We start from the raw sequence: 25817 nt of genomic DNA, 5'->3' as shown, positions 1-25817 counted from the left end.
GCTTGGCCGCTCTTGGCATCAATTGGCTCAGTAACTGCGGATAAGACCCACCAAGCGCCCTTGGATGCGGACACGCCCCTCGGGCAGCAGGCGGGTTTCATAGGCGGCATTTGCAGCTTCAAGGGCGATCATCGCGCCCTTGCGGCGATAGCGCTTCAACGTGGCTTCCTGATCGTCGACCAACGCGACGATGATATCGCCGTTCTCGGCCGTGTCCTGTTCGCGGATCACGACCACGTCACCGTCATTGATGCCGGCCTCGATCATCGAGTCGCCGGTGACCTCCAGCGCGTAATGATGTTCGCGCCCCACAAGCATCGTCCCGGGAACCGCGACATGATGCGATACTTCCGAGATCGCCTCGATCGGAACACCCGCTGCGATCTTGCCCATCAGGGGCAGTTGGACGGCCGGGCTGTCCACAACCGTCAGGGCGCTGCGAGGCCGGGGCGCGCGGGTATTGGTGATCACCCGGGGCGAAAACCCCTGCTTTTCCTCAGCCGGTTCGGCTTCCTTGAGATGCGACAGGGCATCGGGCAGGCGCAATACCTCCAGCGCGCGGGCTCGGTGCGGAAGGCGGCGGATGAAGCCACGCTCCTCCAGTGCCGTCACCAGCCGATGAATGCCCGACTTGGACCGCAGATCCAGCGCGTCCTTCATTTCGTCGAATGACGGGGGCACGCCGTCGCGCAGCATCCTATTCTGAATGAACTCGAGCAGTTGGATCTGCTTCCTGGTCAGCATGGGCCCGGCCTCTTGTCGATATGTTCCATGTATGTTCTAGCCGATCGGCCGAATCGCGTCAATCAGTTGAGCATCCTTGGATGAACAGAGGGTTAATCATCAGAGATGAAGGGGAATATAATCCACCAGATCGCCGGCGCTTTTCGCCGGATCGTTCGCGGGCCTCACCAATAGCGCATCAGCTTGCGTCATCAGCGAAAGCCGGGCCGAATCCTGGTCCGCGAAAGGGTCGATCAGAGGAAGATCGGCCCCCTCAGCCAAGCTGGCGCGAAGGTAGTGCTGGCGTGGGCCTTCCGGCGGCAGATCCCGCGCAAGGCGGGCGCGGCGGAGCGGAAGATGCGGCGGAAGCCCCTGCATCGCCCTGATGAGAGGCTGCATGAAGGCGATGCCGCAAACCATTGCAGAAACAGGATTTCCGGGCAATCCCAGCAGCGCAGAATTGGACAAGCGGCCGGCCATGAGGGGCTTTCCCGGGCGCATCAAGATCTTGTAGAAGGCGCGGTCAAGCCCCTGTTCCTGCGCGACCTTGCCGATCAGGTCATGATCCCCCACCGATGCCCCGCCGATCGTGACCAGAAGGTCAGCTCCTTGAGCGGCTTGGAAACCCGCAACAAGGCTCTCCTCTGTGTCCCGGGCGATGGGAAGAAGGCGGACTTCTGCACCCGCCTCACGGGCAAGGGCCGCGATTGCCAGATCATTCGAACTTACGATCTGACCCGGCCGTGGTTCGGCCCCCGGAGGAACCAGTTCGTCACCGCCAGGCAGGATGGCCACCACGGGCCGCCGCGCGACGGTCACCGTCGGCACATTCATGGCGGCCAGAAGGCCAATGTCAGCCGCGCTCAACGGGCGCTTCGGCCGGACCTGGTCCCCGAGCGAGAAGTCGTTTCCGCGCTGGCGGATGTTCCTGCCGGCGGAGCGGGTCATGACTGTGATGTCATCCCCCTCCCGCAGCACGTTTTCCTGCAATTCCACATGGTCGTAGCCTGCGGGAACCGGAGCGCCGGTGAAGATGCGGAGTGCGGTCGCGGGCCGAGCTTCACCCGTCCACGGGTGGCCCGCCGCGCTGGTCCCGATCACCCGCAGCGGCCCCGGCAGATCCTGCAGCCTTAGGGCATAGCCGTCCATGGCCGATGCGTCGAAGGGAGGCTGGGTCAGGCGGGCAACGGCAGGCTCAAGCAGCGCACGCCCCTGCGCGTCGCTCAGCCGGACCGCTTCGGGCTGGGGCGGCGGAGCCAAGGCAAGGACCCGTGACAGCGCCTCTGCGACGGTGATCATGCCTCGGCCTCGTAAAGGCCCGACTTGCCGCCTTCCTTGCGGAGCAGGCGGATGTCCGTGATGCGCATGGATTTCTCTGCCGCCTTCAGCATGTCGTAGATCGTCAGGCAGGCGGTGCTGACGGCGCACAGCGCCTCCATCTCGACCCCGGTGCGGCCCGTGGTGCGGACGGTGGCGGTCACGCGGATGCCCGGCAAGGCGGGATCGGGCTGAAGATCAAGCGCGACCTTGGCGATCGGCAGCGGGTGGCACAGCGGGATCAGGTCAGAGGTCCGCTTGGCCCCCATGATTCCGGCCAGGCGGGCCACGCCCAGCACGTCGCCCTTGGCGGCACCTCCCTGCGCCAGCGCGAGGGTTTCGGCCGTCATGATCACGCAACCGGAGGCCACGGCCTCGCGGGCGGTTTCTTCCTTGGCCGAGACATCGACCATATGCGCCTGACCGGCCTTGTCAAAATGCGTCAGGGTCATGCGGCCACGTCCAGGATGGCGCGGGTTGCGGCCGCCACGTCCTGCTGGCGCATCAGGCTTTCGCCGATCAGGAAACGGCGGGCGCCGGTCTGCATCATCTGGTTCAGGTCCTGCGGCGTGAAGAGGCCGCTTTCACAGACGATCTGCCGGTCGCCAGGAATGCGGGGGGCAAGTTCGCGCGTTACGTCAAGAGTGACATCAAAGGTTTTGAGATTGCGATTGTTTATACCGATCAGAGGGGACTTCAGGCGCAGGGCGCGCTCCAGTTCGGCCGCATCATGGACCTCGATCAGCGCGTCCATGCCCCAATGCAGGGCGGCGTCCTCCAGTTCGGCCGCCAGGGCATCATCCACCGAAGCCATGATGATCAGTATGCAGTCGGCGCCCCAGGCCCGCGCTTCGGCCACTTGGTAGGTGTCGTAGAGAAAGTCCTTGCGCAGCGCAGGCAGGTCACAGGCGTCGCGGGCGCTGGTCAGGAAGGCGGGCGCGCCCTGGAAGCTGGGGCCATCGGTCAGGACCGACAGGCAGGCGGCGCCACCGGCCTGGTAGGCCTGGGCCAGCGCCGGCGGATCGAAGTCGGGGCGGATCAGCCCTTTGGAAGGGCTGGCCTTCTTGATTTCCGCGATCAGCGCCGGGCCGGCCTGCGCCGCGGCATCGAGGGCGTTGGCGAAACCGCGGGGGGCCGAGGCGGCACGGGCCGCGGCCTCAAGCTCGGCCAAGGGACGCGCGGCCTTGGCGGCGGCGATCTCCTCCAGCTTGTAGGCCTTGATCTTGTCGAGAATATCCATGTCCCGGTTCTAACCTCGTGGCGGCGGCGTGGGAAGGGGGCGGGCGCGGGTCAGGCCGCCGTCCAGTCTATGGGGGTCATATCCTGCCGTGCCAGCCAGTCGTTGATGCGGCTGAAGGGCCGGCTGCCGAAGAAGCCGCGCCGCGCCGACAGGGGTGAGGGATGGGCGGTGGTGATGACCAGATCCTGGGGCCGCGGCAGGTTCGCCAATGTCTTTCGCGCCTGATTGCCCCAGAGAAGAAAGGCCAGCGGGCCGTGACGCTGTGCCTCGGCCACGGCCTCGCGGGCAAGTCGGTCCCAGCCCCAGGAGGCATGCGCGCCCGCCTGGCCCGCCTCGACGCTCAGCGCGCTGTTCAGCAGCAGCACACCCTGTCGCGCCCAGCCCGACAGGTCGCCGGTCGGGGGCGTGGCGCCGATATCGGCCTCAAGCTCGGAAAAGATGTTGCGCAGGGACCGTGGCAGCGGCGTCTGCGGCGTCACGGAAAAGGCCAGTCCATTCGCATGACCCGGCGTGGGATAAGGGTCCTGACCGAGGATCACCACGCGCGTCCGCTCGGGCGGGGTGGCCTCCAGCGCGGCAAAGACCCGGTCTGGGCCGGGCAGGAAATCCTGGTCCCGCAGCCTGCTGCGGATGCCGGGCCAAGCGTCGCGGAAAAAGGGCAGATGTGCCCAGGCTGCCGGGGGCGTCATGCCTCGGGGGCGCCCGTGACCTGCGCCAGCGCCTTCAGGCGGGCCTGGGCGGCGCCGCTGTCGATCGACTGCGCGGCCATCGCGGCACCGTCCCGCAGGTCGCCCACCTTGTCCGCGACCAGCAGCGCGGCGGCCGCGTTCAGCAGGACGGCGTCGCGATAGGCCCCGCGCTCTCCCCCCAGAAGGGCGCGAAAGGCGGCGGCGTTCTGCGCGGGCTCTCCGCCAATGATCGCCGCGAAAGGATGGCGCGGCAGGCCGGCATCCTCCGGCGCGACGGTGAATTCGGTGATCTGGCCGTCCTTCAGCGCGGCGACGTGGCTTTCGGCGGCGATGGACAGCTCGTCCGTGCCGTCGCCGCCATGCACCAGCCAGGCTGCATCGCTGCCCAGGTCGCGCAGCACCTCGGCCATGGGCCGGATCCATTCGGCGCTGAAGGCGCCCGTCAGTTGGCGACGGACCGAGGCCGGGTTGGTCAGCGGACCCAGCAGGTTGAAGACCGTGCGCGTGCCCAGTTCGGTGCGCGGCGGGCCGACATGGCGCATGGCGGGGTGGTGCATGGGAGCCATCATGAAGCAGATGCCTGCGGCGTCCAGGGCCTGCTGGGCGACCGCCGGCCCGCCCATGACGTTGATGCCCATCTGGACCAGCGCGTCCGCCGCCCCGGATTTCGACGACAGGTTGCGGTTGCCATGCTTGGCCACCGGCACGCCTGCGCCCGCCACCACAAAGGCCGTCGCGGTCGAGATGTTCAGCGTGCCCTTGCCGTCGCCCCCGGTGCCCACGATGTCGATGGCGCCCGTAGGGGCGGTCACGCGGTTCATGCGGGCCCGCATGGCGCGGGCGGCCGCCGCGATCTCGTCCACGGTTTCGCCCCGGACGCGCAGCGCCATCAAGAGGCCGCCGATCTGGGCCGGGGTCGCCGCCCCGTCGAAAAGGGCCGAGAACGCGGCCTCGGCCTCGGCCGAGGTCAGCGGCCGGGTGGCGGCGATGCCGATCAGCGGCCGGATGTCGGTCATGCGGCAGCCTCGTGCCGGGTGCAGCGGGACAGGAAGGTGCGGATCATGTCATGGCCATGTTCCGAGGCGATGGATTCGGGATGGAACTGCACACCCTCGATCGGCAGGTCCTCGTGGATCAGCCCCATGATCGTGCCGTCATTCGAGGTCGCGGTGACGCGCAGGCAGTTGGGCAGGCTCTCTGGCTCGACCGTCAGCGAATGATAGCGGGTGGCCTTGAGCGGCGAGGGCAGGCCCGCGAAGACGCCGGTACCGTCATGGGAGATCGCGTCGACCTTGCCGTGCAGGATGCGGTTGGCGCGCACGATGCGCCCGCCAAAGGCCTGGCCGATCGACTGATGCCCCAGGCAGACGCCCAGGATCGGGATGTGCCGGTCTGCCGCCGCGCGGATCAGGTCGAGGCAGATCCCGGCCTGCGCGGGATCGCAGGGACCCGGAGAGATCACGATCCCCTCGGGGTTCAGGTCCAGCGCCTCCTCGACCGTCAGCTGATCGTTGCGGCGCACGGCGACATCGGCCCCGGCCTCGCCCAGGTAATGGACCAGGTTCCAGGTGAAGCTGTCGTAGTTGTCGATCAGAAGGATCATCGAAGGCACCTTGGGACCAGAAGAGCGGCGGGACGGGGGCGGTTTCCCCCGCAAAAAGCGTCCGCTATAGATGGGGCATAGGTTGGTCAGGGGTCAAGACCGGCCGGACAGGAATGCTGGTCGAAAGGCCGCGAAACGGGCGGGACAGGGAATGGCACGGGGATTTCTGACGGGCTTGGTCCATGGCGGGCTGCTGAGCGCCGCCGTGCTGGCGGCGGCCGCGCTGCTGATGCCGCCGCCGCAGGAGGCCGCGGAACCTGCCGCCGCCGTCGTGCCGGAGCCCGAACCTGTTCCGGTGGACCCCGAGCCCCGTCCCGATGCCGTCGATCTGCCCGTGGGGTCCGAATTCGGCCGCGGCGTCGACGAGGCGCCGGTCCTGCCGGAACCCGGCGCCGCGATGGACCGCGACAGCCGCGCCCCCGCGGCCGTGCCTGCCCCGAAAACCGAGGCCGCGCCGACCGCGCGCACCCGGGACAACATCCGCCCCGAGACGGCGCTGGATGCCCGGATGCCCGCCCAAATTCAACCCGCGGCCGGCGAGGTTGCCCCGTCGCTGGACATGCCTGCAGAAATCTCCGCAGAACCCGCGCCGCTGTCGCGCAGCCAATCCCCCGCCGTGCCCGCGATGGCGGTCGAGGTGCCGCAGGACGACCTGCCCACCGTGACTTGGGCCGAGGACGCGCCCCCGGCGACCGTGCCCACGCTGCCGACGCCTGCGCTGGACCTGTCGCTGCCCCCCGACCTGACCGACCTGCGCCGAATGGAACGGAACTGACATGACCCTTGCCCCCCTGAACCCGGCGCTTGGCGCCACATTCTCGCCGCCCGTGATGGAGGCGCGGCGATGGCTGGCCGGGGTGACCTTTCCGCCCGACCGCCCGCTGATCAACGTGAGCCAGGCGGCCCCGGTCGACCCGCCGCCCGAAGAGCTGCGCCGGGCCATCGCCGAGGCTGCCCTGACGCGGCCCGAGGCGCATCTGTATGGTCCGGTTCTGGGCAATTCCGACCTGCGCGCGGCGGTGGCGCAGCAGTTTTCGGGCGCCTATGGCGGACCCGTCGGCGCCGACCAGGTGGCGATCACCCAAGGCTGCAACCAGGCCTTCTGCGCCGCCATGGCCACGATCGCGGGGCAGGGCGACCAGGTGATCCTGCCGACACCCTGGTATTTCAACCACAAGATGTGGCTGGACATGGCCGGCGTCCAGACCCTGCCGCTGCCCTGCCGCGACGCGATGCTGCCGGACCCGGAGGAGGCGCGCGCCCTGATCACCCCGCGCACCCGCGCCATCGTGCTGGTGACGCCCAACAATCCGTCGGGCGCGGAATATCCCGCCGAACTGGTCGGGCGTTTCTTTGAACTGGCGCAGGAACACGGACTGGCGCTGATCCTGGACGAGACCTACCGCGACTTCGACAGCCGCGCGGGCGCCCCCCATGACCTGCTGACGCGGCCGGACTGGGACCGGACGCTGATCCAGCTCTACAGCTTTTCCAAGGCCTATCGCCTGACCGGGCATCGCGTGGGGGCGATGGTCGCGTCGCTGGAGCGCATGGCCGAGGTCGAGAAGTTCCTGGACACGGTCGCCATCTCTCCCTCGCAACTGGGCCAGGTGGGTGCGGTCTGGGGGATGGAGAACCTGTCGCAATGGCTGGCCGGCGAACGGGCCGAGATCCTGTCGCGGCGCGCGGCGACCGAGGCCGCGATGGGCGCGCTGCCGGGGTGGAGGCTGAAGAGCGTCGGCGCCTATTTCGCCTGGATCGAGCATCCCTTTGCCGAAGGCAGTGCCGCATTGGCCCGGCGCATGGTGCGCGACATCGGCGTGCTGGCGCTGCCCGGGTCGATGTTCACGCCGCCCGACGATCCGGCGGGCGACCGGCATCTGCGGCTGGCCTTTGCCAATGTGGACGCCGCCGGAATCGCGCAATTGGCACAGCGCCTTGGCCAGCTTGCCCCCTGATCCACTTGTGGCGCGGGCCGGGGCGTCCTAAAGACGGCAGCGACACGACCACGAGGAAGGCCGCGCCATGTCACAGCTGCGAACCAAGGGCAAATCGACCGTCGTCTGGATCCTGATGGGTCTGATGGTTCTGGGTCTGGGAGGGTTCGGGATCACCAGCTTCTCGGGCGGCACGACCGAGGTGGGGTCGGTGGGCGAGACCAAGATCACCGCCGACGAATATGCCCGCGCCCTGCAGGCCGAGATGCGGGCCTTTTCCCAGCAGACGGGCCAGCCTGTCACAATGGCGCAGGCGCAGCAGATCGGCCTGCCGCAGGTCGTGCAGTCGCAGCTGATCGCCGGGGCGGCGCTGGCCGAACAGGCGCGCGAGATCGGCGTGTCCGTGGGTGATGCCAAGGTCGCGGAGACGATCCTGCAGGCCGACGCCTTCCGCGGACCGAACGGGAATTTCGACCGCACCGCTTATGCCGAGATCCTGCGCCGCGAGCGGCTGACCGAGGCCGAGTTCGAGGCCAGCGTCCGCCGCGACGAGGCGCGCATGCTGCTGCAGCGTGCCGTGGCGGGCGGCGTGGCCGCGCCGTCGCCGATGGTCGACCAGACTGCCCGCTGGCTGCTGGAGACGCGCGACTTCAGCTGGCGCGAACTGGTCGAGGGCGACCTGCCGGCCGAGGTCACCGAGCCGGACGAGGCGACCCTGCGCGCCTGGCACGAGGCCAATGGCGACCGGTTTACCGCCCCCGAGACGCGGCGCATCAGCTATGCCTGGGTGACGCCCGACATGCTGTCCGGGGAGGTGCAGGTCGACGAGGCCGCGCTGCGCGCCGTCTATGACCAGAACATCGACCAGTTCCAGAAGCCGGAGCGTCGGCTAGTCAGCCGGCTGGTGTTCCCCAACCAGGCCGAGGCCGAGGCCGCCCGTGCCGCGATCGAGGCCGGCGAGCAGCCCTTTGAATATTACGTGGTCCAGCGCGGCCTGAGCCTGGATGACGTCGACTTGGGAGAGGTCACCGAAGCCCAGCTGGGCGCCGCCGGCGAGGAGGCCTTTGCGCTGGAGCAGCCGGGGGTGATCGGTCCGGTCCAGACCGACCTGGGGCCCGCGCTGTTCGCGGTGAACGCGATCCTCGATCCGGTGGACATCCCCTTCAAGGAGGCCCGCGAAGATCTGCGCGGAGAGGCCGCGCTGAGCCGCGCTGCACGCCAGATCCAGGACCGCGCCGGCGATTACGAGGATCTGCTGGCCGGCGGCGCCACGCTGGAGGATCTGGCCGAGGAGACCGAGCTGGAGATGGGGCAGGTTGACTGGACCGCCGATCTGGCCGCCGAGGAAGGCAGCATCGCCGGCTATGAGGCGTTCCGCGAGCGGGCCGCCGCCATCTCTGCCACCGATTTTCCGCAGCTGTTCGAACTGGCCGATGGCGGGGTCTTCGCGCTGCGCCTGGACGAGGTCGTGCCGCCGACGCTGATCCCCTTCGAGGAGGTGCGTGACGAGGTTCTGGCCGACTGGCGCAAGGCGGAACTGCAGCGGCAGCTGCTGGAACTGGCGGCCGAGCAGCGCCTGGCGGCCGTGGCCGAAACCGCGCCGGTGACGCGGGAGCAGACGCCGACGGGCGCCAATGGCGTGGTCCGCAACCCCGCGCCCGAGGCCGGCGAAGCCGAGGATGAGGCCGCCGATCAGCCCGAGCCTGTCGGGGCCGCGGCCGAGCCTGACTGGACCACCGAGACGGGCGTCGCCCGCAGCGACTGGATGGACGGGCTGCCGCCGCAGCTGCTGACCCAGGCCTTTGCGCTGGCCGAGCCGGGCGAGGTCGAGGTCGTCGATGCCGGCGACCGGGTCTTTCTGGTGCGCCTGGACGGGATCAACGATGCCGACCTGTCGCAGGACGAAGCGTCCCAGATCCTGGACGGCGTCCGGGCGCGGCTGAACCAGTCGCTGCAGGCCGACGTCTTCGACTATTACGCCCGCCACGTGCAGCGCAATGCCTCGGTCGACGTCAACCAGCAGGCGATCAACGCCATCAATGCCCAGGTTCAGTGATGCAGCTGTTTCCTGACTTTGCGGCCTTCGAGGCGGAATGGAAGACGGGCCGCAACCAGCTGGTGACGATCCGGCTGGTCGCCGACCTGGACACGCCGGTCAGCCTGATGCTGAAGCTGGCCGAGGCCGCGCCCCAGAGCTTCATGCTGGAATCGGTGACGGGCGGCGAGGTGCGGGGCCGCTATTCGATCGTCGGCATGAAGCCGGACCTGGTCTGGGACTGTCGGAACGGGCGCGCCCGGATCAACCGCGAGGCGCGTTTTTCGCAGGAGTTCCAGGACGACCCCCGGCCTGCACTGGACAGCCTGCGGGCGCTGATCGCCGAAAGCCGGATCGACAGCATGCCCGATGGCGTGCCGCCGGTGGCGGCGGGCCTCTTCGGCTATCTGGGCTATGACATGATCCGCCTGGTCGAGCATCTGCCCGACGTGAACCCCGACCCGCTGGACCTGCCTGACGCGATGCTGATGCGCCCTTCGGTCGTGGCGGTGCTGGACGGGGTCAAGGGCGAGGTGACCCTGTGTGCGCCGGCCTGGCACGACGGCAGCGACAATGCGCGCGCCGCCTATGCCCGCGCGGCGGAACGGGTGATGGACGCGCTGCGGGCGCTGGACCGGCAGCCCTCCGAGCCGCGTGCCCTGGGCGAGGAGGCGCAGATCGGCACGCCTGTGTCGAACTTTGCCAAGCCGGACTACCTGTCCGCGATCCGCAAGGCGCAGGACTACATCCGCGCGGGCGACATCTTTCAGGTGGTGCCGTCGCAGCGCTGGCGGATGGAGTTTCCGCTGCCGCCCTTTGCGCTTTATCGCAGCCTGCGCCGCACCAACCCGTCGCCCTTTATGTTCTTCCTGGACATGGGCGCATTCCAGATCGTGGGCGCCAGTCCCGAAATCCTGGTGCGCCTGCGCGACGGCGAGGTGACGATTCGCCCCATTGCGGGCACCCGCCCGCGCGGCGTCGACGAGGCCGAGGATCGGGCGCTGGAGGCCGACCTGTTGTCGGACCAGAAGGAACTGGCCGAGCATCTGATGCTGCTGGACCTGGGGCGCAACGACGTGGGACGGGTCGCGAAGCCCGGGACCGTGCGCCCGACCGAGCAGTTCGTGATCGAACGGTACAGCCACGTCATGCATATCGTCTCGAACGTGGTCGGTGAACTGCGCGAGGGAGAGGATGCGCTGTCGGCCCTTCTGGCGGGTTTGCCGGCGGGCACCGTGTCCGGCGCGCCCAAGGTGCGCGCGATGGAGATCATCGACGAACTGGAGCCTGAAAAGCGCGGCGTCTATGGCGGGGCGGTCGGCTATTTCGCAGCGAACGGCGAGATGGACATGTGCATCGCGCTGCGCACCGGTGTCGTCAAGGATGGTGCGCTTTACATCCAGGCGGGCGGGGGCGTGGTCTATGACAGCGACCCCGAGGCGGAATTCCAGGAAACCGTGAACAAGAGCCGCGCCCTGCAACGGGCGGCCGAAGGCGCCGCCCGTTTCGTCCGCGGCAACAGCTGACAGGCTGCAGAAACGAAGAACGGCGGCCCGGGGGGCCGCCGTCTTTGTCCTGGTGGGATCGGCTTAGTTGGCCGGAGCCGTTTCGGTCTCGGTCTCGACCTCGGTTTCAGCCTCGGTGCCTTCCATCGGCGGAACCTCTTCCGTCATCTCGGACGAGGCTTCGTCAGCCGGCACGGTCGTCACTTCGACATTCGACTCGGTCGAGGTGGTGGCATCGGCCGGTTCCGTGGTCTCCATGGCCGGCTCCGACGCCGGTTCGGTCGTCTCGACCTCCGTCACCGGTTCGGTGGTGGTTTCCATCATCGGTTCGGTCGTTGTTTCCGTCATCGGCTCGGCTGCCGTGTCGGTCGCCATGGGATCGGCGGCAGGAGCGGTGCCGGCCGGGTCGGCGACCATGTCGCCCGAGGCGGCTTCGCGGTCACGGAAGACGTATTCCGGCGCCGCGTCGGCTTCCTCGCGGGTCAGGTCCGAGCTGATCTGCTGGGCGTCCGAATTGATGACCAGGTCGGCCCAAGGCAGCGCGATCTGCTTTTCGCCGATGCCCAGGAATCCGCCCACGCCGATGATGGCGGCCTTCATCTGGCCCGTTTCGCCATCCAGGATCAGGTCGCTGATCGACCCGATGTTCTCACCCTCGGGCGAGGTGACATTGGTGCCGGTGATCCAGTCCACCCGCCATTCGTTGGCGGCCTGCTCCATCTCGACCTTTTCGGCGGCCGAGGCGGCGGCAGCCGATTCGTCGGCCTCGACTTCCATCTCGGCTTCACCGGTGGTCTCGGTTTCGACCACGACGGGTTCGGTCGTCGTGGTTTCGGTCTGAGCAGGCTCCATCGCTGGATCGGTGGCGGGGGCCGTGTCCTGGGCAAAGGCTGCGCCGAAGGACATCGGCAGGGCAAGGGCGGTGGTCAAAAGAAGCTTACGCATGTCTTTCTCCTGTTTCTGACGCAGGGTTCATCTACACCCCGCGATTGACGGAATAATGCGCAGGAGAAGACATGGGTTCCGCCGCCCGGCGGTGCGGGCGACGCGGATTCAGGTCAAGTTTCTGTCAAGACATTGATCGGTCGATCAATCTTCGCCACGGAAAGGCTGCACATATTGCAGCGCCATGTCCCAGGGGAAGAAGATCCAGGTGTCTTGGCTGACCTCGGTCACGTAGCTGGCGACCATGGGCTTGCCCTTGGGCTTGGCATAGACGGTGGCCAGGTGCGCCTTGGGATACATCTCGCGGATCAGTTCCAGCGTCCGGCCGCTGTCGACCAGATCGTCGACCACCAGGATGCCGTCGCCGTCGCGCATCAGCTCCGCGTCGGGGCGCTTGAGAACCTCGAGCTGTCCTTGGCCCGCCTCGGTTCCGACCCCCTTGTAGGAGCGGATCGAGATCGTGTCGATGGTGCGGATGTCCAGCTCTCGGGCGACGATCATGGCCGGGACCAGGCCGCCCCGGGTCACCGCGACGACGGCGCGCCATTCCTTGCCGTCCAGCCGCCAGGCGAGGGCGCGTGCATCACGGTGCAGCTGGTCCCAGCTGACATGGAAACCCTTCTCGTGGGGAAGGCGGTCGTTCACGTGGTCTCTCCTTCAGGGCCGCAGGACCAGGGACAGGCCCAGCAGCCCAATGGCCAGCCCCGCCCCCCGGTCGATCCAGAATTTTGCGCCGTAGTAGCGCCGCCTCAACCAGGGCAGCGCCATCAGGCTGGCCAGTGCGGTATAGAAGAACAGCTCGACCGACAAGGCCACAGCATAGATCGAGGCCTTGTCCGCAGCACTGAGCAGGGCCGGGAAGATCGACAGCAGCACCGCCGAGTAGAAGAGGGCGGGCTTGGGGTTTGACAGGTTCAGGAGGACACCGCCCCACAGGCCCATGCCGGGCGTGTCGGTGCCGGGTTCGGGCAGGGGATCGGCGGCATGCCGCCACATCTTTATCGCGATCCAGATCAGGTAGGCCCCGCCGGCCATCTTCATCGCGGTCAGGGTCCAAGGCGCCACGCGGAACAGCGCGGTCAGTCCCAGAAGCGCAAACAGGCACCAGATCGAGGCGCCCAAGGCCAGGCCCCAGCCGTAGGTCAGCGCCCGTTGCCGCCCCAGGGCGAAGGCGCCCTGGCTGACCGCGATGACGCCGGGACCCGGCGACAGGATGGCCACGGCCAGGGTCGCGACGAACAGGCCCAGCTGCTCAGCCGTGACCGACAGCACGGGATCAGTCCTTCTTGACGGTGGCGATGTCGGGGGCGTCGACGGCCTTCATGCCCACGACGTGGTAGCCGGCATCGACGTGATGCGTCTCACCGGTGACACCGGAGCCCAGGTCGGACAGCAGGTAGAGCGCGGACTTGCCGACATCCTCCTGGGTCACGTTGCGGCGCAGCGGCGAGTTCAGCTCGTTCCATTTCATGATATAGCGGAAATCGCCGATCCCGCTGGCGGCCAGGGTCTTGATCGGGCCGGCGCTGATGGCGTTCACGCGGATGCCGTCCTTGCCGAAATCCTCGGCCAAGTAACGCACGCTGGCCTCCAGCGCGGCCTTGGCCACGCCCATGACGTTGTAATGCGGCATGACGCGTTCGGCGCCATAATAGGTCAGGGTCAGCATCGATCCGCCCCCCGACATCAGCGCGGCCGCGCGCCGCGCCACGGCCGTGAAGGAATAGACCGAGATGTCCATCGTCATCATGAAATTGTCGCGGGTGGTTTCCGCATAGCGGCCGCGCAGCTGTTCCTTGTCGGAAAAGCCGATGGCATGGACGATGAAGTCCAGCCCGTCCCACTCGGCGGCAAGCCCCGCGAACAGATCGTCGATCGAGGCTTCGTCGGCCACGTCGCAGGGCAGGACCAGCGATGATCCCAACTGCGCAGCCAGCGGACCGACCCGCTTTTTCAGCGCCTCGCCCTGGTAGCTGAAGGCAAGTTCGGCGCCTTCGGCGGCCAGCGCCTTGGCGATGCCCCAGGCAATGGACTTGTCGTTCGCAAGCCCCATGATAAGGCCACGCTTTCCGGCCATCAGGCCGGACCTTTGCTCGCTTGACATGTCCCGTCCCTCGCGCTTTCAACCATTTAACTGGTGATTAGGGCAACTGACATGCCGCAGCAAGCACAAGGAACATGGGGATGAGCGACAGGACTGGAATCTTCGCGGGCGATGATCCCTTCGACATCGTGCGCGCCTGGCTGTCCGAGGCGGAAGTCTCCGAGCCGAATGACCCCAATGCGATCGCCCTGGCGACGGTCGATGCGGAGGGCTTGCCGGATGTGCGGATGGTGCTGCTGAAGGACATCGACGGGCAGGGCAGGGACGGGTCGTTCGTCTTCTATACCAACTACGACAGCGCCAAGGGCCGTCAGATTGCCGCCAGCGGCCAAGCCGCCTTTGTCATGCACTGGAAATCCCTGCGGCGGCAGATCCGCGTCCGCGGCAGCATCACGCGTGAGGAGGGCGCCCAAGCCGATGCCTATTACGCCAGCCGCAGCCTGCAGAGCAGGCTGGGGGCCTGGGCGTCGCGGCAGTCGCAGCCGCTGGCGTCCCGTTCGGTTCTGATGGCCGAAGTTGCCAAGATGGGCCTGACCCATGGAACCAACCCGTCCCGTCCGCCGTTTTGGGGAGGTTTCAGGCTGCATCCCGTGCAGATCGAATTCTGGGCTGACGGTGCGTTTCGGTTGCATGATCGGTTCAACTGGTCGAAAGACGCATCCGGAGCCTGGCAGGCGGATCGTCTGTCACCCTAAGCTTGACTGAAGGTCAAGCGGGCCTCACAGTGAAAGACTCAGGACGGTGCTTTCGCACCAACTGAACAGTATTGTTCTTTGTAATGGGCGCCAGTAATGTCCTTACATTATTCAAGGCGCGCGGACGTGGTATCAAGATGAGCGATGACGGCAGCTTGACGCTGGTGACCGGGGTGGTGAAATGGTTTGACCCGACAAAGGGTTACGGTTTCATCGTCAACGATGCTGGCGGAACGGATATTCTGCTTCACGCGAACGTGTTGCGGAACTTTGGCCGAAGTTCGGTGGCCGACCAGTCACGCGTTTCCGTGCTGGTCCAGGAGACCCGGCGGGGGATCCAGGCCGCCGAGGTCGTGTCGATCGTCCCGCCCCAGACCGATGGCCAGCCCCCCATCGCGGATCTGGACATCGAGATCATCGAGCATCTCGATTCGCTGCCGCTGCGGCCGGCGCGCGTCAAGTGGTTCGATAAAGGCAAAGGCTTCGGCTTTGCCAACATCTTCGGACATCCTGCCGATGTGTTTATACATATCGAGGTTCTGCGCCATTCCGGTTTTGCTGACCTTGCGATCGGCGAGGCGATCTGCGTGCGCGTCGTCGAAGGTCCCCGCGGGTTGATGGCGGCCCAGATCCTGGCCTGGGCCAGCGCCATTCCCGTCACGGATGACGCCTCCGGCTCGGACTGTTCCGCCACCAGCGCCGATGGCGACTATGTGAAACATGTGGCGGAATAGGCTTGCTGCGGCGGCATTCTGCGGCCTTGCTCTCGGGGGCTTGGCTCCGGCGGCATTTTCACGAACTGTGCCCCCGGCCGATTGCAGCGAGCAGCGCGTCCTGATCGACACGCCGGCAGGTGTCGTCGATGTCGCGGTTGAACTTGCGGACACGCCCGAACGCCGCGCGATCGGCCTGATGTACCGCCAGGACCTGCCCAATGGCCAAGGGATGCTGTTCATCTACGAGGCGCCGCAGCCGGTCAGCTTCTGGATGCGCAACACGCTGATCCCCCTTGACATGATCTTTCTGGACGATGCGGGCGTCATTCGCCATATCCACCGCAACGCCCGCCCGCTGGATGAGACCTCCATCCCCGGAGCGGCAGTGGGTGACCCCGACCCCAACCGGCTGATGGTCCTAGAGATTGCCGGTGGAGAGGCGGAACGCCTTGGGCTCCGAACCGGGCAGGTGATGGCGCATCCCGCCCTGGACGCCAGGCACGCTGCCTGGCCGTGCCGCTAGGGCTTTTCACTGTCGCGGCAATGGTCTAAAGCCAAGGATGTCGGGGCGTAGCGCAGTCTGGTAGCGCGGCGGTTTTGGGAACCGTAGGTCGTAGGTTCGAATCCTATCGCCCCGACCACGTGCAGCGGCAGGCTGGCCTGCTTCGGGCCCCACCTGCCGGCATTGTTTTCCGTTCAGTTCGCGAAGGCGTTGATCAGGTTGATCACCGCAAGCACCCGCCGCGTTTCGCGGTCGACGCGATAGGCGCGGTCGCCGTCACGGTAATAGTCCCAGCCCGGCTGCCGGTCCAACCCATAGCGCAACGGGTCGCTGATGATGGCGTAAGGGCCCGGGTCGAACCGGTCGCCGCGGCGCAGGGCCTCCTGATGCCTGGCCTGCCCCGGCGGCACGCAGCGCGGCGATTTCTTGGCAAGTCCCGGCGGGCAATGTCCGGCAGTGGCACGCGCCCGGTCGTCGTGGCGGCCATGCTTGGGTTCGGCCATGGCGGCGGTCGAAAGGGTGGTGGCGAGGATCGTCAGTCCGACGGTAATATGGGTGCGTAAGGCCATGTCCAGCTCCTGTCATGTTGCTGCCGCTTGAACGCCGCAACCGGGACAGGTGCAACATCAACTCGCTTCACGAAAGGCGGCGCGCAGAAAGCCGCGCATGACGCGGGTCAGGATATGAAAAGGGGCCCGAGGGGCCCCTGTATTCGCTTGAAGGCGCGTCCGTCAGGCCGCCTTCTGCGCATCCAGATCAGAGATGACCGGCCGCGGGGTCTCCTGGCGGGTGAAGTAGCCGAACATCTGCTCCAGTGCGGCATCGGCTTCCAGGCTGCGCTTGCGGGCGGCCAGGCTCAGGGGTTTGGTATGTGCATTCGTCATTGCGGATCTCCGGGTTCGGGTCGTTTCCCTCCCACGGGCAGGACCTAAGCGCGCGGGGACCGAAAGAAAACCTCCCTGACGTGGCGTCAGGGCGGCTGCAAGGCTGGCATGCACCAGGCACAGGTCAGACGGTTTCGATCTGCAGCATGCGGTGCTTTTTCTTGCCGATCGAGACCTTGATCCCCTGTTCCAGCGCCGCACGGGTGACCGGCATCTGCGGATCGGTCACGGCGGCATTGTCCAGGCGCAGCCCGCCTTCGGCGATCAGGCGCTTGGCCTCCTTGCCGCTGCCGACAAGGCCCGATTGCACCAGCGCCTGCGCGACCGTCAGGCCTTCGGCCAGCGCCGCCGCGGGCAGCAGGGCGACCTCCAGATCGCCGCCCGCGCCGCCCTGTTCGAACACCTGGCGGGCGGTGGCCTCGGCACTGGCAGCGGCCTCGGCGCCGTGCAGCAGGGTCGTGACCTCGTTGGCCAGGCGGACCTTGGCCTCGTTGATCTCGGCCCCCTGCAGCGCACCCATCCGGTCGCATTCCTCGACCGGAAGCTCGGTATAGAGCTTCAGGAAACGACCCACATCGGCATCGGTCGTGTTGCGCCAGAACTGCCAGAATTCATAGGGCGACAGCATCTCGCCGTTCAGCCAGACGGCACCGCCCGCGGACTTGCCCATCTTGCGGCCGTCGCTGGTGGTCAGCAGGGGCGAGGTCAGGCCCCAGATCACCCGGTCGTCCACGCGCCGCGTCAGGTCGATGCCGTTGACGATATTGCCCCACTGGTCCGACCCGCCCATCTGCAGCTGGCAGCCATAGCGGCGGTTCAGCTCCAGGAAGTCATAGGCCTGCAGGATCATGTAGTTGAATTCCAGGAAGGACAGCGACTGTTCGCGGTCCAGCCGCGATTTCACCGATTCGAAGGACAGCATGCGGTTGACGCTGAAATGCCGCCCGATGTCGCGCAGGAAGGTCAGATAATTCAGCCCGTCCAGCCATTCCGCGTTGTTCAGCATCGTCGCGCCGTCCGGGCCGTAATCCAGATAGCGCGCGAACACCTTTTGCATGCCGTCGATATTGGCCTGGATGGCCGCATCGTCCAGCAGCGGGCGTTCGTCGCTGCGGAAGGAGGGATCGCCCACCTTGGTCGTGCCGCCGCCCATCAGAGTGATCGGGCGGTTGCCGGTCTTCTGGAACCAGCGCAGCATCATGATGTTCAGCAGATGGCCCACATGCAGGCTGGCCGCCGTCGCGTCATAGCCGATATAGGCCGTGACAGGTCCCGCCAACAGCGCCTGGTCCAGCCCCTCGTAATCCGTGCAGTCGGCCAGATAGCCGCGTTCGGACATGATGCGCAGGAAATCCGATTTGGGCTGGTAGGTCATGGGCTTCATCCTTGTGATCGGGCGGGATATACAGGCTGGGACGATAAAGGAAAAGCGCGATGATCCGGGCTCTGGGGATGATGTCGGGGACCTCGCTGGACGGGGTGGACGCGGCGCTGGTCGACACCGATGGCATCCGCATCGGCGGCTTTGGCCGGCATGCCTTCCGCGCCTATTCCGACAACGAGGCGGCGGTCCTGCATGCGGCCCTGGGCTCCTGGCCCGAGGCCGAAGGGGTCCCCGAGGCCGCCCGGCTGGTCGAGGCGAGCCACGCCGATCTGGCCCGCAGCTATCCCGAGGCCGAGTTGATCGCCTTTCACGGGCAGACGCTGGCCCATGATCCGCGTGGACGCGGCACCCACCAGGCCGGCGACGGCGCGGCGCTGGCGCGGGCGACCAGGCGCCGGGTCGTGTGGGATTTCCGGACGGAGGATGTGCGGCAGGGGGGCGAGGGCGCGCCGCTGGTACCGTTCTTTCACTGGGCCTGCGCCGATTGGGCCGTGGGTCAGGGGCACCTGCCGCGCGAGCCGGTCGCCTTTCTGAACCTGGGAGGCGTGGGCAATATCAGCTGGGTCGATCCCGGCGCCGCCGCACCCGAAGCGCCCGGCGCCTGCCTGGCCTTCGACACCGGACCGGCCAATGCGCCGATCAACGACCTGATGCGCGCGCGCCTGCGCGCAAGCTGCGACGAAGGCGGCCGCCATGCCCAGGCCGGCACCGCGGATACGGCGATCGTGGCTGCATTCCTGGAACATCCTTATTTCGCCCGGCCGGCCCCCAAGTCGCTGGACCGCGACCAGTTCAGGGGCTTGGCCGAGGCCGTGGCCGGTCTGTCCGTGGCGGATGCGGCGGCGACGCTGGTCGCGGCGCTGGCGGCCTCTGTCGCGGCGGGGCTGGAATGGTTGCCGTCGCCCCCATCGCAGCTGCTGGTCTGCGGGGGCGGGCGTCACAACTGCGCGATCATGGCGGCGCTGTCCCAAACCCTGCCCATGCCCGTCGCACCGGTCGAGGCGGTCGGCCTGGACGGAGACATGCTGGAGGCACAGGCCTTTGCCTGGCTGGGCGTTCGTGTGATGCGGGGGCTGCCGATCTCGGGCCCCGCAACTACCGGAGTGCCGGCGCCCTGCTGCGGCGGCAGGATCAGCCACCCCCGAACCTGACGAGGCAGCCCAGCAAGTTTCTTCGCGCCGTGATGGAACGCAGGGCAGCGGGGCACGTTAGGTGGTCGGAGATGGCAAAACGCTGTCAAAACATGAACCTACGCGGAGATTACACATGAAGAACCTGATGATCACGGCTGCGGCACTTGCCCTGACGACCAGCCCCGTTTTCGCCCAGGTCGCCACCGCGCCCGCGACTGACGCAATGCCCGCCGAAGTCGTTCCCGCCGAGAACGCCGAGACGATGAACACCACTGATGGCACCGTGGTCACCGACGGCACGATGGGTGCAGACGGCACCGTGGTGACGACCGACGAGGCCGTCGTGACCGAAGGCACCATCGTCACCGGTGACCAGACCGTCGTGACCGACGGCACGGCGACCACTGCCGCGATGCCGGCCGAGATGAACGAGGACCGCGAGGTTGCGCTGTCGGCCGAGAACCAGGGCATCACCGCTTCATGGCTGGAAGGCCGTGCGATCTATACCACCAATCAGCCCTCCTCGACCGCCTGGACCGACGTGATGGGCGACGAGGTGCCCGGCGACTGGAACGAGATCGCCAACATTTCGGACCTTGTGATGACGCAGGAAGGCGACCTGCTGGGCTATATCGCGGACATCGGCGGCTTCCTGGGCATCGGAGCCCATACGGTCCTGCTGGACCGCGATGCGCTGCACGTGGCCCAATTTGGCGACGACGTCGTGATGGCGACAAACTATTCCAAGGAAGAGCTGGAAGCGCTGCCGGAATTCGACATGGACAGCGTTCGCGACTGATCGCGACCGGCTTGTGACTGAGAAACGGGGTGCCCTTGCGGCGCCCCGTTTTTTCATGCGTCGAAAGGCCGGTCCGGAACCGGCCCGCCGGTTCACGGTTGGTTGAGAGGCGCCCGAGGGCGACGTTCAATCCATCAAGGAGGATCTGATGGCCAGACAATTGTTGGGTACTGCCGCGACGCTGGCACTGCTGAGCGGGCCTGCTTGGGCTCAGACGACCGAGACCGCGGCCCCGCAGGGCGACGGCATGACCATCCAGCAATGCGCCCCGGTCATCACCGTCACGCAGACGCCGCCGACGGTCACGGTGACGCTGGCCGATGATCCCGGGAAGGAGCCCGAGGTGACCGTGACCCAGGCCCCGCCGGAAGTGTCGGTCGAGATGTGCCCGCCGACATTGGCCGGCGCGGACGGTGCCGAAATGCAGGCCCAACTGGTCGATGCGGAGCCCCAGATCTCGGTCCAGGCGGCCGAGACCGCCGAACTGCAGGTCACGCGCATGGGTGGCGGAGCGGCCCAGATGCAGCAGGAGACGGTCGCTGATGCGCCCGCGGCCGAACGCCAGCCCGCGGTACCCTCGGTCGAGCCGCTTCCCGATCGGGCGGAGACGCCGGAAGGCAACCCCGTCACCGAGCCCGGCCCGATCGAGGCAGGAGCGGAGGCTGAAGCTGTGGAAACCCCGCAGGAGAATGAGCCCGAGATTTCGCAGGTGACCCTGCCGCCCGACGTCACGCAGGATACGGATAACGGCCCCGAGGCGTCGATTGCCGAAGAGGTCCAGCCCGTCGGCAATGCGGCGACCCCCTCGGACCTGACCGCGCCATCAGGCGATACGGCGGCTCCGGCCGAGATGCCGGCAGATGATGAGGCACCTGCCGCCGAGATGGCGTCCGACGAGGCCGCTGCCGATGCGGCCGCAGGCGATGTGCCGCCCAGCACCGGCGAGGTGTCGGCCCCGGCGAATGCCATCGCACTGCGCGAAGGCAACGCGGTCGTTGATGCCGATGAGGTCATGGCCGAAGGCATGGACGGGGTTTCGGTCTTCAGTGCCGATGACGAGGAAATCGGGCAGATCGGACGTTTTGACACCGAGGCCCAAGCCGCCATCGTCAGCGTCGGCGGTTTCCTGGGGCTGGGAGAGCGGGACGTCGCGCTGCCGCTGTCGGATTTGTCCTTCCAGCGCGACGGAGAGGGCGTCATGCGGGCCTATATCGCGATCCCCAGCGAAGAGGTCGAAGAACTGCCGGAACACCAGGCGCCGGAGTGATGCTGTCCAACGGCAAAATCGCGGCCGATCAGGAAGTTGACTGATTTCTCCCAAAAACTTTGCGCGCGCCCTTGACGGGGGCGCGTGCTCTGCGTAAACCCCGCTTCACCCCGGCGGCGATCAGCTGGGGGATGAGTTGGGCGGTTGTAGCTCAGTTGGTTAGAGTACCGGCCTGTCACGCCGGGGGTCGCGGGTTCGAGCCCCGTCAACCGCGCCACAACTCATCAGTCGCCGAAGGAAATGCGCGGTTGTAGCTCAGTTGGTTAGAGTACCGGCCTGTCACGCCGGGGGTCGCGGGTTCGAGCCCCGTCAACCGCGCCATTTCCTCCCTTTCCCCCTCCCTTCTGGAATGTCCCGGTCGGCCGATGGCCGCTGAGAGGGGCGCGGACGATGGCAGTCGTTCGCAGTTTTGGACGCAGGGGAATGACGATGACCGACATGGCACAGGCTCGGCAACTGATCGACACGCTTGGCAAGGCCGCGCGCCTGGCCGCGATCGAACTGGCGCAGGCACCAGCCGAGGTCAAGCGCCAGGCCCTGCTGGCGGCCGCCGACGCGGTCGGGGCAGGGACCGCGGCCATCCTGCAGGCCAACGCACTCGATCTGGAGGCCGCGCGCGACAAGGGCCTGACCGACGCGATGCTGGACCGCCTGCGCCTGGACGAAGGGCGGCTTGCCGCCATCGCCACGGGCCTGCGCGAGGTGGCCGGGCAGCCCGACCCCGTGGGTCAGGTCATCGCGGAATGGGATCGGCCCGCCGGCCTGCACATCCAGCGCGTCCGCACGCCCATCGGCGTGATCGGCGTCATCTATGAAAGCCGCCCTAATGTCACCGCCGATGCCGGCGCACTGTCGCTCAAATCCGGCAATGCAGTGATCCTGCGCGGCGGGTCCGAGAGTTTGCATTCCAGCGCCGCCATCCATGGCTGCATGGTCCAGGGCCTGCGGGCCGCCGGCCTGCCGCAGGAGGCGATCCAGATGGTGCCCACCCGCGACCGCGCGGCTGTCAGCGCCATGCTGACGGCGCAGGGGCTGATCGACGTCATCATTCCGCGGGGCGGAAAGGGCCTGGTCGGGCTGGTCCAGGAGCAGGCGCGTGTGCCGGTCTTTGCGCATCTGGAGGGCATCTGCCACGTCTATGCCGATGGAGCCGCCGATCTGGACAAGGCGCGCCGGGTGGTGCTGAATGCCAAAACCCGCCGCACCGGCGTCTGCGGGGCCGCCGAATGCCTGCTGATCGACCGTGCCTTTCATGCCCGCCATGGTGACGTGCTGATCCGCGACCTGATCGAGGCGGGGGTCGAGGTCCGGGCCGAGGGGGAGCTGTCCCGCATCGCGGGCACCGTGCCCGCCCAGCCCGATGATTTCGGCCGCGAGTTTTTGGACATGATCATCGCCGCCCGGCTGGTCGACGGGGTGGATGGCGCCATTGCCCATATCCGCCAGTTCGGCAGCCAGCACACCGAATCGATCCTGACCGAGGATGACGCGACCGCCGCCCGGTTCTTTGCCGGGCTGGACAGCGCCATCCTGATGCGCAACGCCTCGACCCAGTTCGCCGATGGCGGCGAGTTTGGCATGGGCGCCGAGATCGGCATCGCCACGGGCAAGATGCATGCTCGCGGACCTGTGGGGGCCGAGCAGCTGACCACCTTCAAGTACCTGGTGACCGGCGACGGCACGATCAGGGCCTGATCAGAAGGCGATCTCGCCCCCGGTCTGGTCGAATTCGTGGCGCAGCCGGCGCCCGCTGGCCGTGGCGGTCTCGGCCAGCAGCGGGAAATGCACCTCGGACGGGGCAGGGGTGCGGGCCGTCCCGCCGTGCAGCCAGGCCCACAGGTCCGGGTCGACGCGGCTGCGGTCGCATTCCGCAACCAGGCGCCAGCCGGGCGTCGTGCGCAGCACGATGACCCGGCCGCCCCAGGGCATCGCGCTTTCCATGCACATCAGCGCCAGCATCACCATGCGCACCTCGGGTCGGGCAAAGTCCCCCTCGGCGTCCAGGGTGATCGCCAGGCGACCCTGCGCGGCCATCCCCTCGACCAGGCGCGCCAGCTCGGGCCGGGCAACCCGCTGATCGCCCTGCGCCAGCCCAAAGGCCATGCGATAGCCCTGGATGCGCTGCCGGGCCGAGACGACGGCTTCGGCGATCAGGCGCATCTCGGGGGTCTGCGACAGGCCCGGATAATCCGGCGACATCTCCAGCAGCTCCACCCCGTTGCCGATCGCCCCAAGGGGCGAAACCAGGTCGTGACACAGCCGCGACCCCAGCAGCGCCGCCAGGTCCCCGGGCGGGATGCGCGTTGTATGAGCCGTCATGTGTTGTTACCTTCCCTGATGTCCATTGGAGGTGCCGCCGTGAATGAAATCCTGGAACCCGGCATGATCGTGCGTCATCCCGGCGCGCCCGAATGGGGCGAAGGGCAGGTCCAGTCGCGGATCGGCGACCGCATCACCGTCAACTTTGCCGAGGCCGGCAAGCAGGTGATCGACGGCAAGCGCGTCACGCTGGAGATCGTTCGCTTCAACGGCATGTAACCCCAAGAGATTTCCGCTGCGAATGTGCAACCTCGGGTTGTCGCGCGCAAGGGAAACCTGACATCCGGACCGCTGTCATGTTGCAATGCGGCCGGCCCTTTCCTAGACAGGCCCCCGACCGACCCGCCATTTGTCCCGAGGTTTCGTGAACCGCGCCGATCCCGCCTTCTTCCAGATCCGCCTTGCCGCGACCCAGCAGGACCTGCTGGCCGCGCAGCGCCTGCGCTATCGGGTCTTTGTCGAGGAACTGGGGGGAACGGGGCCGCTGGTCGATCACGAGGCCCGGCTGGAGCGGGACGAGTTCGACCCCGTCGTGGACCATCTGTGCCTGGTCGACACGCGCCGCGACGCGGAGGCGCTGGACCATGTGGTGGGGGTCTATCGCCTGTTGCCGGGCGACCGGGCGGCGGCCCTGGGGCGCTTCTACTGCGACGGTGAATATGACCTGGGGCCCCTGCGGGACTGCGGGCGACCGCTGCTGGAACTGGGCCGGTCCTGTGTCGATGCCGAATATCGCGGCGGGTCGGGGATGTTTCTGATGTGGAACGCGCTGGCCGATTATGTCCTGGACCACGGGATCGAGATCCTGTTCGGCGTGGCCAGCTTTCACGGCACCGACGTGCCGACGCTGGCCCCCTCGCTCAGTTGGCTGCACCACAGGCACCTGGCACCGCCTGAATTGCGCCCGCGCGCGCGCGAGGCCGGTTTCCAGCCCATGGACCTGATCGCGCCCGAGCTGCTCGATCGGCGAGAGGCGCTGGTGGGGATGCCCGCGCTGATCAAGGCCTATCTGCGCCTTGGTGGCCAGGTGGGCGAAGGGGCCTTCATCGATCGTGACTTCAACACCACCGACGTGTTCCTGCTGATGGACACGGCCGCGATGTCGGCCAAGCACCGGCAGTTCTACGAAAGCCGCTGGCAGGCGACATGACCAGCGCGACCTGGCGCGAGGGAACGCCGCCGCCGCTGCCGGGGCCGCAGGGTGTGGCGGGCTGGCTGCGGGTGATCCGCCGCGGGGTTCCTGCCGTCCTGATCCTGCTGCTGGGCGTCTTGCTGATCCTGCCCCTGCGCGGGGTCGAGCGGCTGTTTCACGGCCGCCGCCGGCCCTGGACCGGGCCCCATGTGCAGATCGTCTGCCGGCTGGTCCTGCTGTGCCTGGGCATCGGCTGGCGGCGCGAGGGCCGGCCCCTGCGCGGTTCGGGCGCGGTTGTTGCGAACCACTCCAGCTGGCTGGACATCCTGGTCCTGAACGCGGCGATGCCCGTCTTCTTCGTCAGCAAGGCCGAGGTTGCCGGCTGGCCCGGCATCAACATCCTGACCCGCGTCACCGACACGCATTTCGTCACCCGTGATCCCAGACTGGCGCGCGCCCAGGCCGCGGAATTCGCCGAACGCATCCGCGCCGGCCATCGGCTGCTGTTCTTTCCGGAAGGGACCTCGACCGACGGTCGCCGCGTCCTGCCCTTCAAGCCGACCCTGTTCCAAGGCTTCCTGGATGCGAACCTGCCCCAGGGTCTGGCGATCCAGCCGGTTTCGGCATGTTATGTCGCCCCCGCGGGGCAGGATCCGCGATTCTATGGTTGGTGGGCCGAGATGGATCTGGGCCCCCACCTGCTGACGGTGCTTGCGGCAAAACGACAGGGCCATGTTGCCGTCACGCTGCACCCCCCGATTCCCGTGTCAGGAAATGATCGCAAGTCCCTTTCCGCCGCATGCTATTCTGCGATAGCCGCTGATTTCGCGGCGCTGGAATCGCTGGACTGAAAGCATCCTGCGGACCCCTGTCAAGACCTTGCCAGAT

Annotated in this window: 29 protein-coding genes and 3 tRNA genes; 17 read left to right on the top strand and 15 right to left on the bottom strand. The window is 67.4% G+C overall.

Features of this window, described 5'->3' with window-relative positions; translation table 11 throughout:
- Positions 1 to 27: 27 nt before the first annotated feature.
- The 7 genes from lexA to ACNR9W_RS09315 form a co-directional block, all read right to left on the bottom strand.
- Positions 28 to 744 (bottom strand): transcriptional repressor LexA, encoded by a 717-nt coding sequence (gene lexA / locus ACNR9W_RS09345; RefSeq protein WP_419267613.1) that lies wholly within the window; start codon positions 742 to 744, stop codon positions 28 to 30.
- A 99-nt stretch (positions 745 to 843) separates the two neighbouring features.
- Positions 844 to 2022 carry a molybdopterin molybdotransferase MoeA gene (locus ACNR9W_RS09340; RefSeq protein WP_419267614.1) on the bottom strand — a complete coding sequence of 393 codons (1179 nt, stop codon included), beginning with the start codon at positions 2020 to 2022 and terminating at the stop codon, positions 844 to 846.
- Positions 2019 to 2492: a cyclic pyranopterin monophosphate synthase MoaC gene (gene moaC / locus ACNR9W_RS09335; RefSeq protein WP_419267616.1), complete on the bottom strand. Its 474-nt coding sequence runs from the start codon at positions 2490 to 2492 to the stop codon at positions 2019 to 2021. The genes ACNR9W_RS09340 and moaC overlap by 4 nt, the downstream gene beginning before the upstream one ends.
- Positions 2489 to 3280, bottom strand: a complete 792-nt coding sequence (gene trpC / locus ACNR9W_RS09330) for an indole-3-glycerol phosphate synthase TrpC (RefSeq protein WP_419267618.1) — start codon at positions 3278 to 3280, stop codon at positions 2489 to 2491. Before trpC ends, moaC begins: the two co-directional genes overlap by 4 nt.
- A gap of 50 nt (positions 3281 to 3330) precedes the next feature.
- Positions 3331 to 3969 carry a uracil-DNA glycosylase gene (locus ACNR9W_RS09325; RefSeq protein WP_419267620.1) on the bottom strand — a complete coding sequence of 213 codons (639 nt, stop codon included), beginning with the start codon at positions 3967 to 3969 and terminating at the stop codon, positions 3331 to 3333.
- Positions 3966 to 4985: an anthranilate phosphoribosyltransferase gene (gene trpD, locus ACNR9W_RS09320; protein ID WP_419267622.1), complete on the bottom strand. Its 1020-nt coding sequence runs from the start codon at positions 4983 to 4985 to the stop codon at positions 3966 to 3968. Before trpD ends, ACNR9W_RS09325 begins: the two co-directional genes overlap by 4 nt.
- Entirely contained in the window at positions 4982 to 5572 is a 591-nt protein-coding gene (locus ACNR9W_RS09315; protein WP_419267623.1) for an anthranilate synthase component II, read from the bottom strand. Before ACNR9W_RS09315 ends, trpD begins: the two co-directional genes overlap by 4 nt.
- A gap of 151 nt (positions 5573 to 5723) precedes the next feature.
- On the opposite strand from ACNR9W_RS09315, the gene ACNR9W_RS09310 reads away from it, so the two are divergent.
- The 4 genes from ACNR9W_RS09310 (at position 5724) to trpE (ending at position 11070) form a co-directional block, all read left to right on the top strand.
- A complete protein-coding gene (locus ACNR9W_RS09310) occupies positions 5724 to 6347 on the top strand; it encodes a hypothetical protein (protein ID WP_419267625.1) in 624 nt (207 codons plus the stop codon).
- A 1-nt stretch (position 6348) separates the two neighbouring features.
- A complete protein-coding gene (locus tag ACNR9W_RS09305; protein WP_419267627.1) occupies positions 6349 to 7530 on the top strand; it encodes an aminotransferase in 1182 nt (393 codons plus the stop codon).
- Between the two features lie 67 nt (positions 7531 to 7597).
- Positions 7598 to 9565: a peptidylprolyl isomerase gene (locus ACNR9W_RS09300; RefSeq protein ID WP_419267628.1), complete on the top strand. Its 1968-nt coding sequence runs from the start codon at positions 7598 to 7600 to the stop codon at positions 9563 to 9565.
- Positions 9565 to 11070, top strand: coding sequence for an anthranilate synthase component I (trpE, locus tag ACNR9W_RS09295; RefSeq protein WP_419267629.1), 1506 nt, complete (start codon positions 9565 to 9567; stop codon positions 11068 to 11070). The genes ACNR9W_RS09300 and trpE overlap by 1 nt, the downstream gene beginning before the upstream one ends.
- A 63-nt stretch (positions 11071 to 11133) precedes the next feature.
- Here trpE and ACNR9W_RS09290 read toward each other — a convergent pair whose 3' ends face one another.
- From ACNR9W_RS09290 to fabI, 4 genes are all read right to left on the bottom strand, one after another.
- Positions 11134 to 11994 (bottom strand): PRC-barrel domain-containing protein, encoded by an 861-nt coding sequence (locus ACNR9W_RS09290; protein WP_419267631.1) that lies wholly within the window; start codon positions 11992 to 11994, stop codon positions 11134 to 11136.
- Between the two features lie 144 nt (positions 11995 to 12138).
- Positions 12139 to 12639 carry a xanthine phosphoribosyltransferase gene (gene gpt / locus ACNR9W_RS09285; protein ID WP_419267632.1) on the bottom strand — a complete coding sequence of 167 codons (501 nt, stop codon included), beginning with the start codon at positions 12637 to 12639 and terminating at the stop codon, positions 12139 to 12141.
- A gap of 12 nt (positions 12640 to 12651) precedes the next feature.
- The gene (locus ACNR9W_RS09280; protein ID WP_419267633.1) at positions 12652 to 13266 is read right to left on the bottom strand and encodes a LysE family translocator; all 615 of its coding nucleotides are present in this window, start codon (positions 13264 to 13266) and stop codon (positions 12652 to 12654) included.
- 4 nt (positions 13267 to 13270) lie between these two features.
- On the bottom strand, positions 13271 to 14071 hold the full coding sequence (gene fabI / locus ACNR9W_RS09275) for an enoyl-ACP reductase FabI (protein WP_458478483.1): 801 nt from the start codon (positions 14069 to 14071) through the stop codon (positions 13271 to 13273).
- 107 nt (positions 14072 to 14178) lie between these two features.
- Between fabI and pdxH the strand changes: the two genes are divergently transcribed.
- The 4 genes from pdxH to ACNR9W_RS09255 all read left to right on the top strand — a co-directional run bounded on the left by pdxH (position 14179) and on the right by ACNR9W_RS09255 (position 16150).
- Positions 14179 to 14793 (top strand): pyridoxamine 5'-phosphate oxidase, encoded by a 615-nt coding sequence (gene pdxH / locus ACNR9W_RS09270; RefSeq protein WP_419267637.1) that lies wholly within the window; start codon positions 14179 to 14181, stop codon positions 14791 to 14793.
- Between the two features lie 137 nt (positions 14794 to 14930).
- Positions 14931 to 15527, top strand: coding sequence for a cold-shock protein (locus tag ACNR9W_RS09265; RefSeq protein WP_419267792.1), 597 nt, complete (start codon positions 14931 to 14933; stop codon positions 15525 to 15527).
- Between the two features lie 67 nt (positions 15528 to 15594).
- On the top strand, positions 15595 to 16032 hold the full coding sequence (locus tag ACNR9W_RS09260) for a DUF192 domain-containing protein (RefSeq protein WP_419267638.1): 438 nt from the start codon (positions 15595 to 15597) through the stop codon (positions 16030 to 16032).
- 41 nt (positions 16033 to 16073) lie between these two features.
- Positions 16074 to 16150, top strand: a tRNA-Pro gene (locus tag ACNR9W_RS09255).
- Between the two features lie 55 nt (positions 16151 to 16205).
- On the opposite strand, the gene ACNR9W_RS09250 is transcribed toward ACNR9W_RS09255, so the two are convergent.
- The 3 genes from ACNR9W_RS09250 to tyrS all read right to left on the bottom strand — a co-directional run bounded on the left by ACNR9W_RS09250 (position 16206) and on the right by tyrS (position 18270).
- The gene (locus ACNR9W_RS09250) at positions 16206 to 16580 is read right to left on the bottom strand and encodes an excinuclease ABC subunit A (protein ID WP_419267640.1); all 375 of its coding nucleotides are present in this window, start codon (positions 16578 to 16580) and stop codon (positions 16206 to 16208) included.
- 162 nt (positions 16581 to 16742) lie between these two features.
- Complete coding sequence (locus tag ACNR9W_RS09245; protein ID WP_419267642.1) at positions 16743 to 16895, bottom strand: hypothetical protein; 153 nt, start codon at positions 16893 to 16895, stop codon at positions 16743 to 16745.
- A gap of 124 nt (positions 16896 to 17019) precedes the next feature.
- Positions 17020 to 18270 (bottom strand): tyrosine--tRNA ligase, encoded by a 1251-nt coding sequence (tyrS, locus tag ACNR9W_RS09240; RefSeq protein WP_419267643.1) that lies wholly within the window; start codon positions 18268 to 18270, stop codon positions 17020 to 17022.
- A 59-nt stretch (positions 18271 to 18329) separates the two neighbouring features.
- Between tyrS and ACNR9W_RS09235 the strand changes: the two genes are divergently transcribed.
- The 6 genes from ACNR9W_RS09235 to ACNR9W_RS09210 all read left to right on the top strand — a co-directional run bounded on the left by ACNR9W_RS09235 (position 18330) and on the right by ACNR9W_RS09210 (position 23173).
- Positions 18330 to 19430 (top strand): anhydro-N-acetylmuramic acid kinase, encoded by a 1101-nt coding sequence (locus ACNR9W_RS09235; RefSeq protein WP_419267645.1) that lies wholly within the window; start codon positions 18330 to 18332, stop codon positions 19428 to 19430.
- 115 nt (positions 19431 to 19545) lie between these two features.
- Positions 19546 to 20211, top strand: a complete 666-nt coding sequence (locus tag ACNR9W_RS09230) for a hypothetical protein (protein ID WP_419267646.1) — start codon at positions 19546 to 19548, stop codon at positions 20209 to 20211.
- A gap of 148 nt (positions 20212 to 20359) precedes the next feature.
- Positions 20360 to 21478 (top strand): hypothetical protein, encoded by a 1119-nt coding sequence (locus ACNR9W_RS09225; RefSeq protein ID WP_419267648.1) that lies wholly within the window; start codon positions 20360 to 20362, stop codon positions 21476 to 21478.
- Positions 21479 to 21618: 140 nt separating this feature from the next.
- Positions 21619 to 21695 (top strand) — tRNA-Asp (locus ACNR9W_RS09220).
- 27 nt (positions 21696 to 21722) lie between these two features.
- Positions 21723 to 21799, top strand: a tRNA-Asp gene (locus ACNR9W_RS09215).
- Positions 21800 to 21916: 117 nt separating this feature from the next.
- Positions 21917 to 23173: a glutamate-5-semialdehyde dehydrogenase gene (locus tag ACNR9W_RS09210; protein ID WP_419267793.1), complete on the top strand. Its 1257-nt coding sequence runs from the start codon at positions 21917 to 21919 to the stop codon at positions 23171 to 23173.
- Here the strand turns inward: ACNR9W_RS09210 and ACNR9W_RS09205 are convergent, their stop codons facing one another.
- Positions 23174 to 23797, bottom strand: coding sequence for a histidine phosphotransferase family protein (locus ACNR9W_RS09205; protein ID WP_419267649.1), 624 nt, complete (start codon positions 23795 to 23797; stop codon positions 23174 to 23176). It lies immediately after the preceding gene.
- A gap of 39 nt (positions 23798 to 23836) precedes the next feature.
- On the opposite strand from ACNR9W_RS09205, the gene ACNR9W_RS09200 reads away from it, so the two are divergent.
- From ACNR9W_RS09200 to olsA, 3 genes are all read left to right on the top strand, one after another.
- The gene (locus ACNR9W_RS09200; protein ID WP_111298135.1) at positions 23837 to 24016 is read left to right on the top strand and encodes a DUF3553 domain-containing protein; all 180 of its coding nucleotides are present in this window, start codon (positions 23837 to 23839) and stop codon (positions 24014 to 24016) included.
- A 145-nt stretch (positions 24017 to 24161) separates the two neighbouring features.
- Complete coding sequence (olsB, locus tag ACNR9W_RS09195) at positions 24162 to 24947, top strand: L-ornithine N(alpha)-acyltransferase (RefSeq protein WP_419267651.1); 786 nt, start codon at positions 24162 to 24164, stop codon at positions 24945 to 24947.
- Entirely contained in the window at positions 24944 to 25780 is an 837-nt protein-coding gene (gene olsA / locus ACNR9W_RS09190) for a lyso-ornithine lipid O-acyltransferase (protein WP_419267652.1), read from the top strand. Before olsB ends, olsA begins: the two co-directional genes overlap by 4 nt.
- The last annotated feature ends 37 nt before the right edge of the window (positions 25781 to 25817 follow it).

It is taken from the genome of Paracoccus sp. T5 (assembly GCF_048538155.2).
GTDB lineage: Bacteria > Pseudomonadota > Alphaproteobacteria > Rhodobacterales > Rhodobacteraceae > Paracoccus.
The sequence above is the reverse complement of the archived record's forward strand: the minus strand, read 5'-3'. Positions and strand labels throughout refer to the sequence as shown.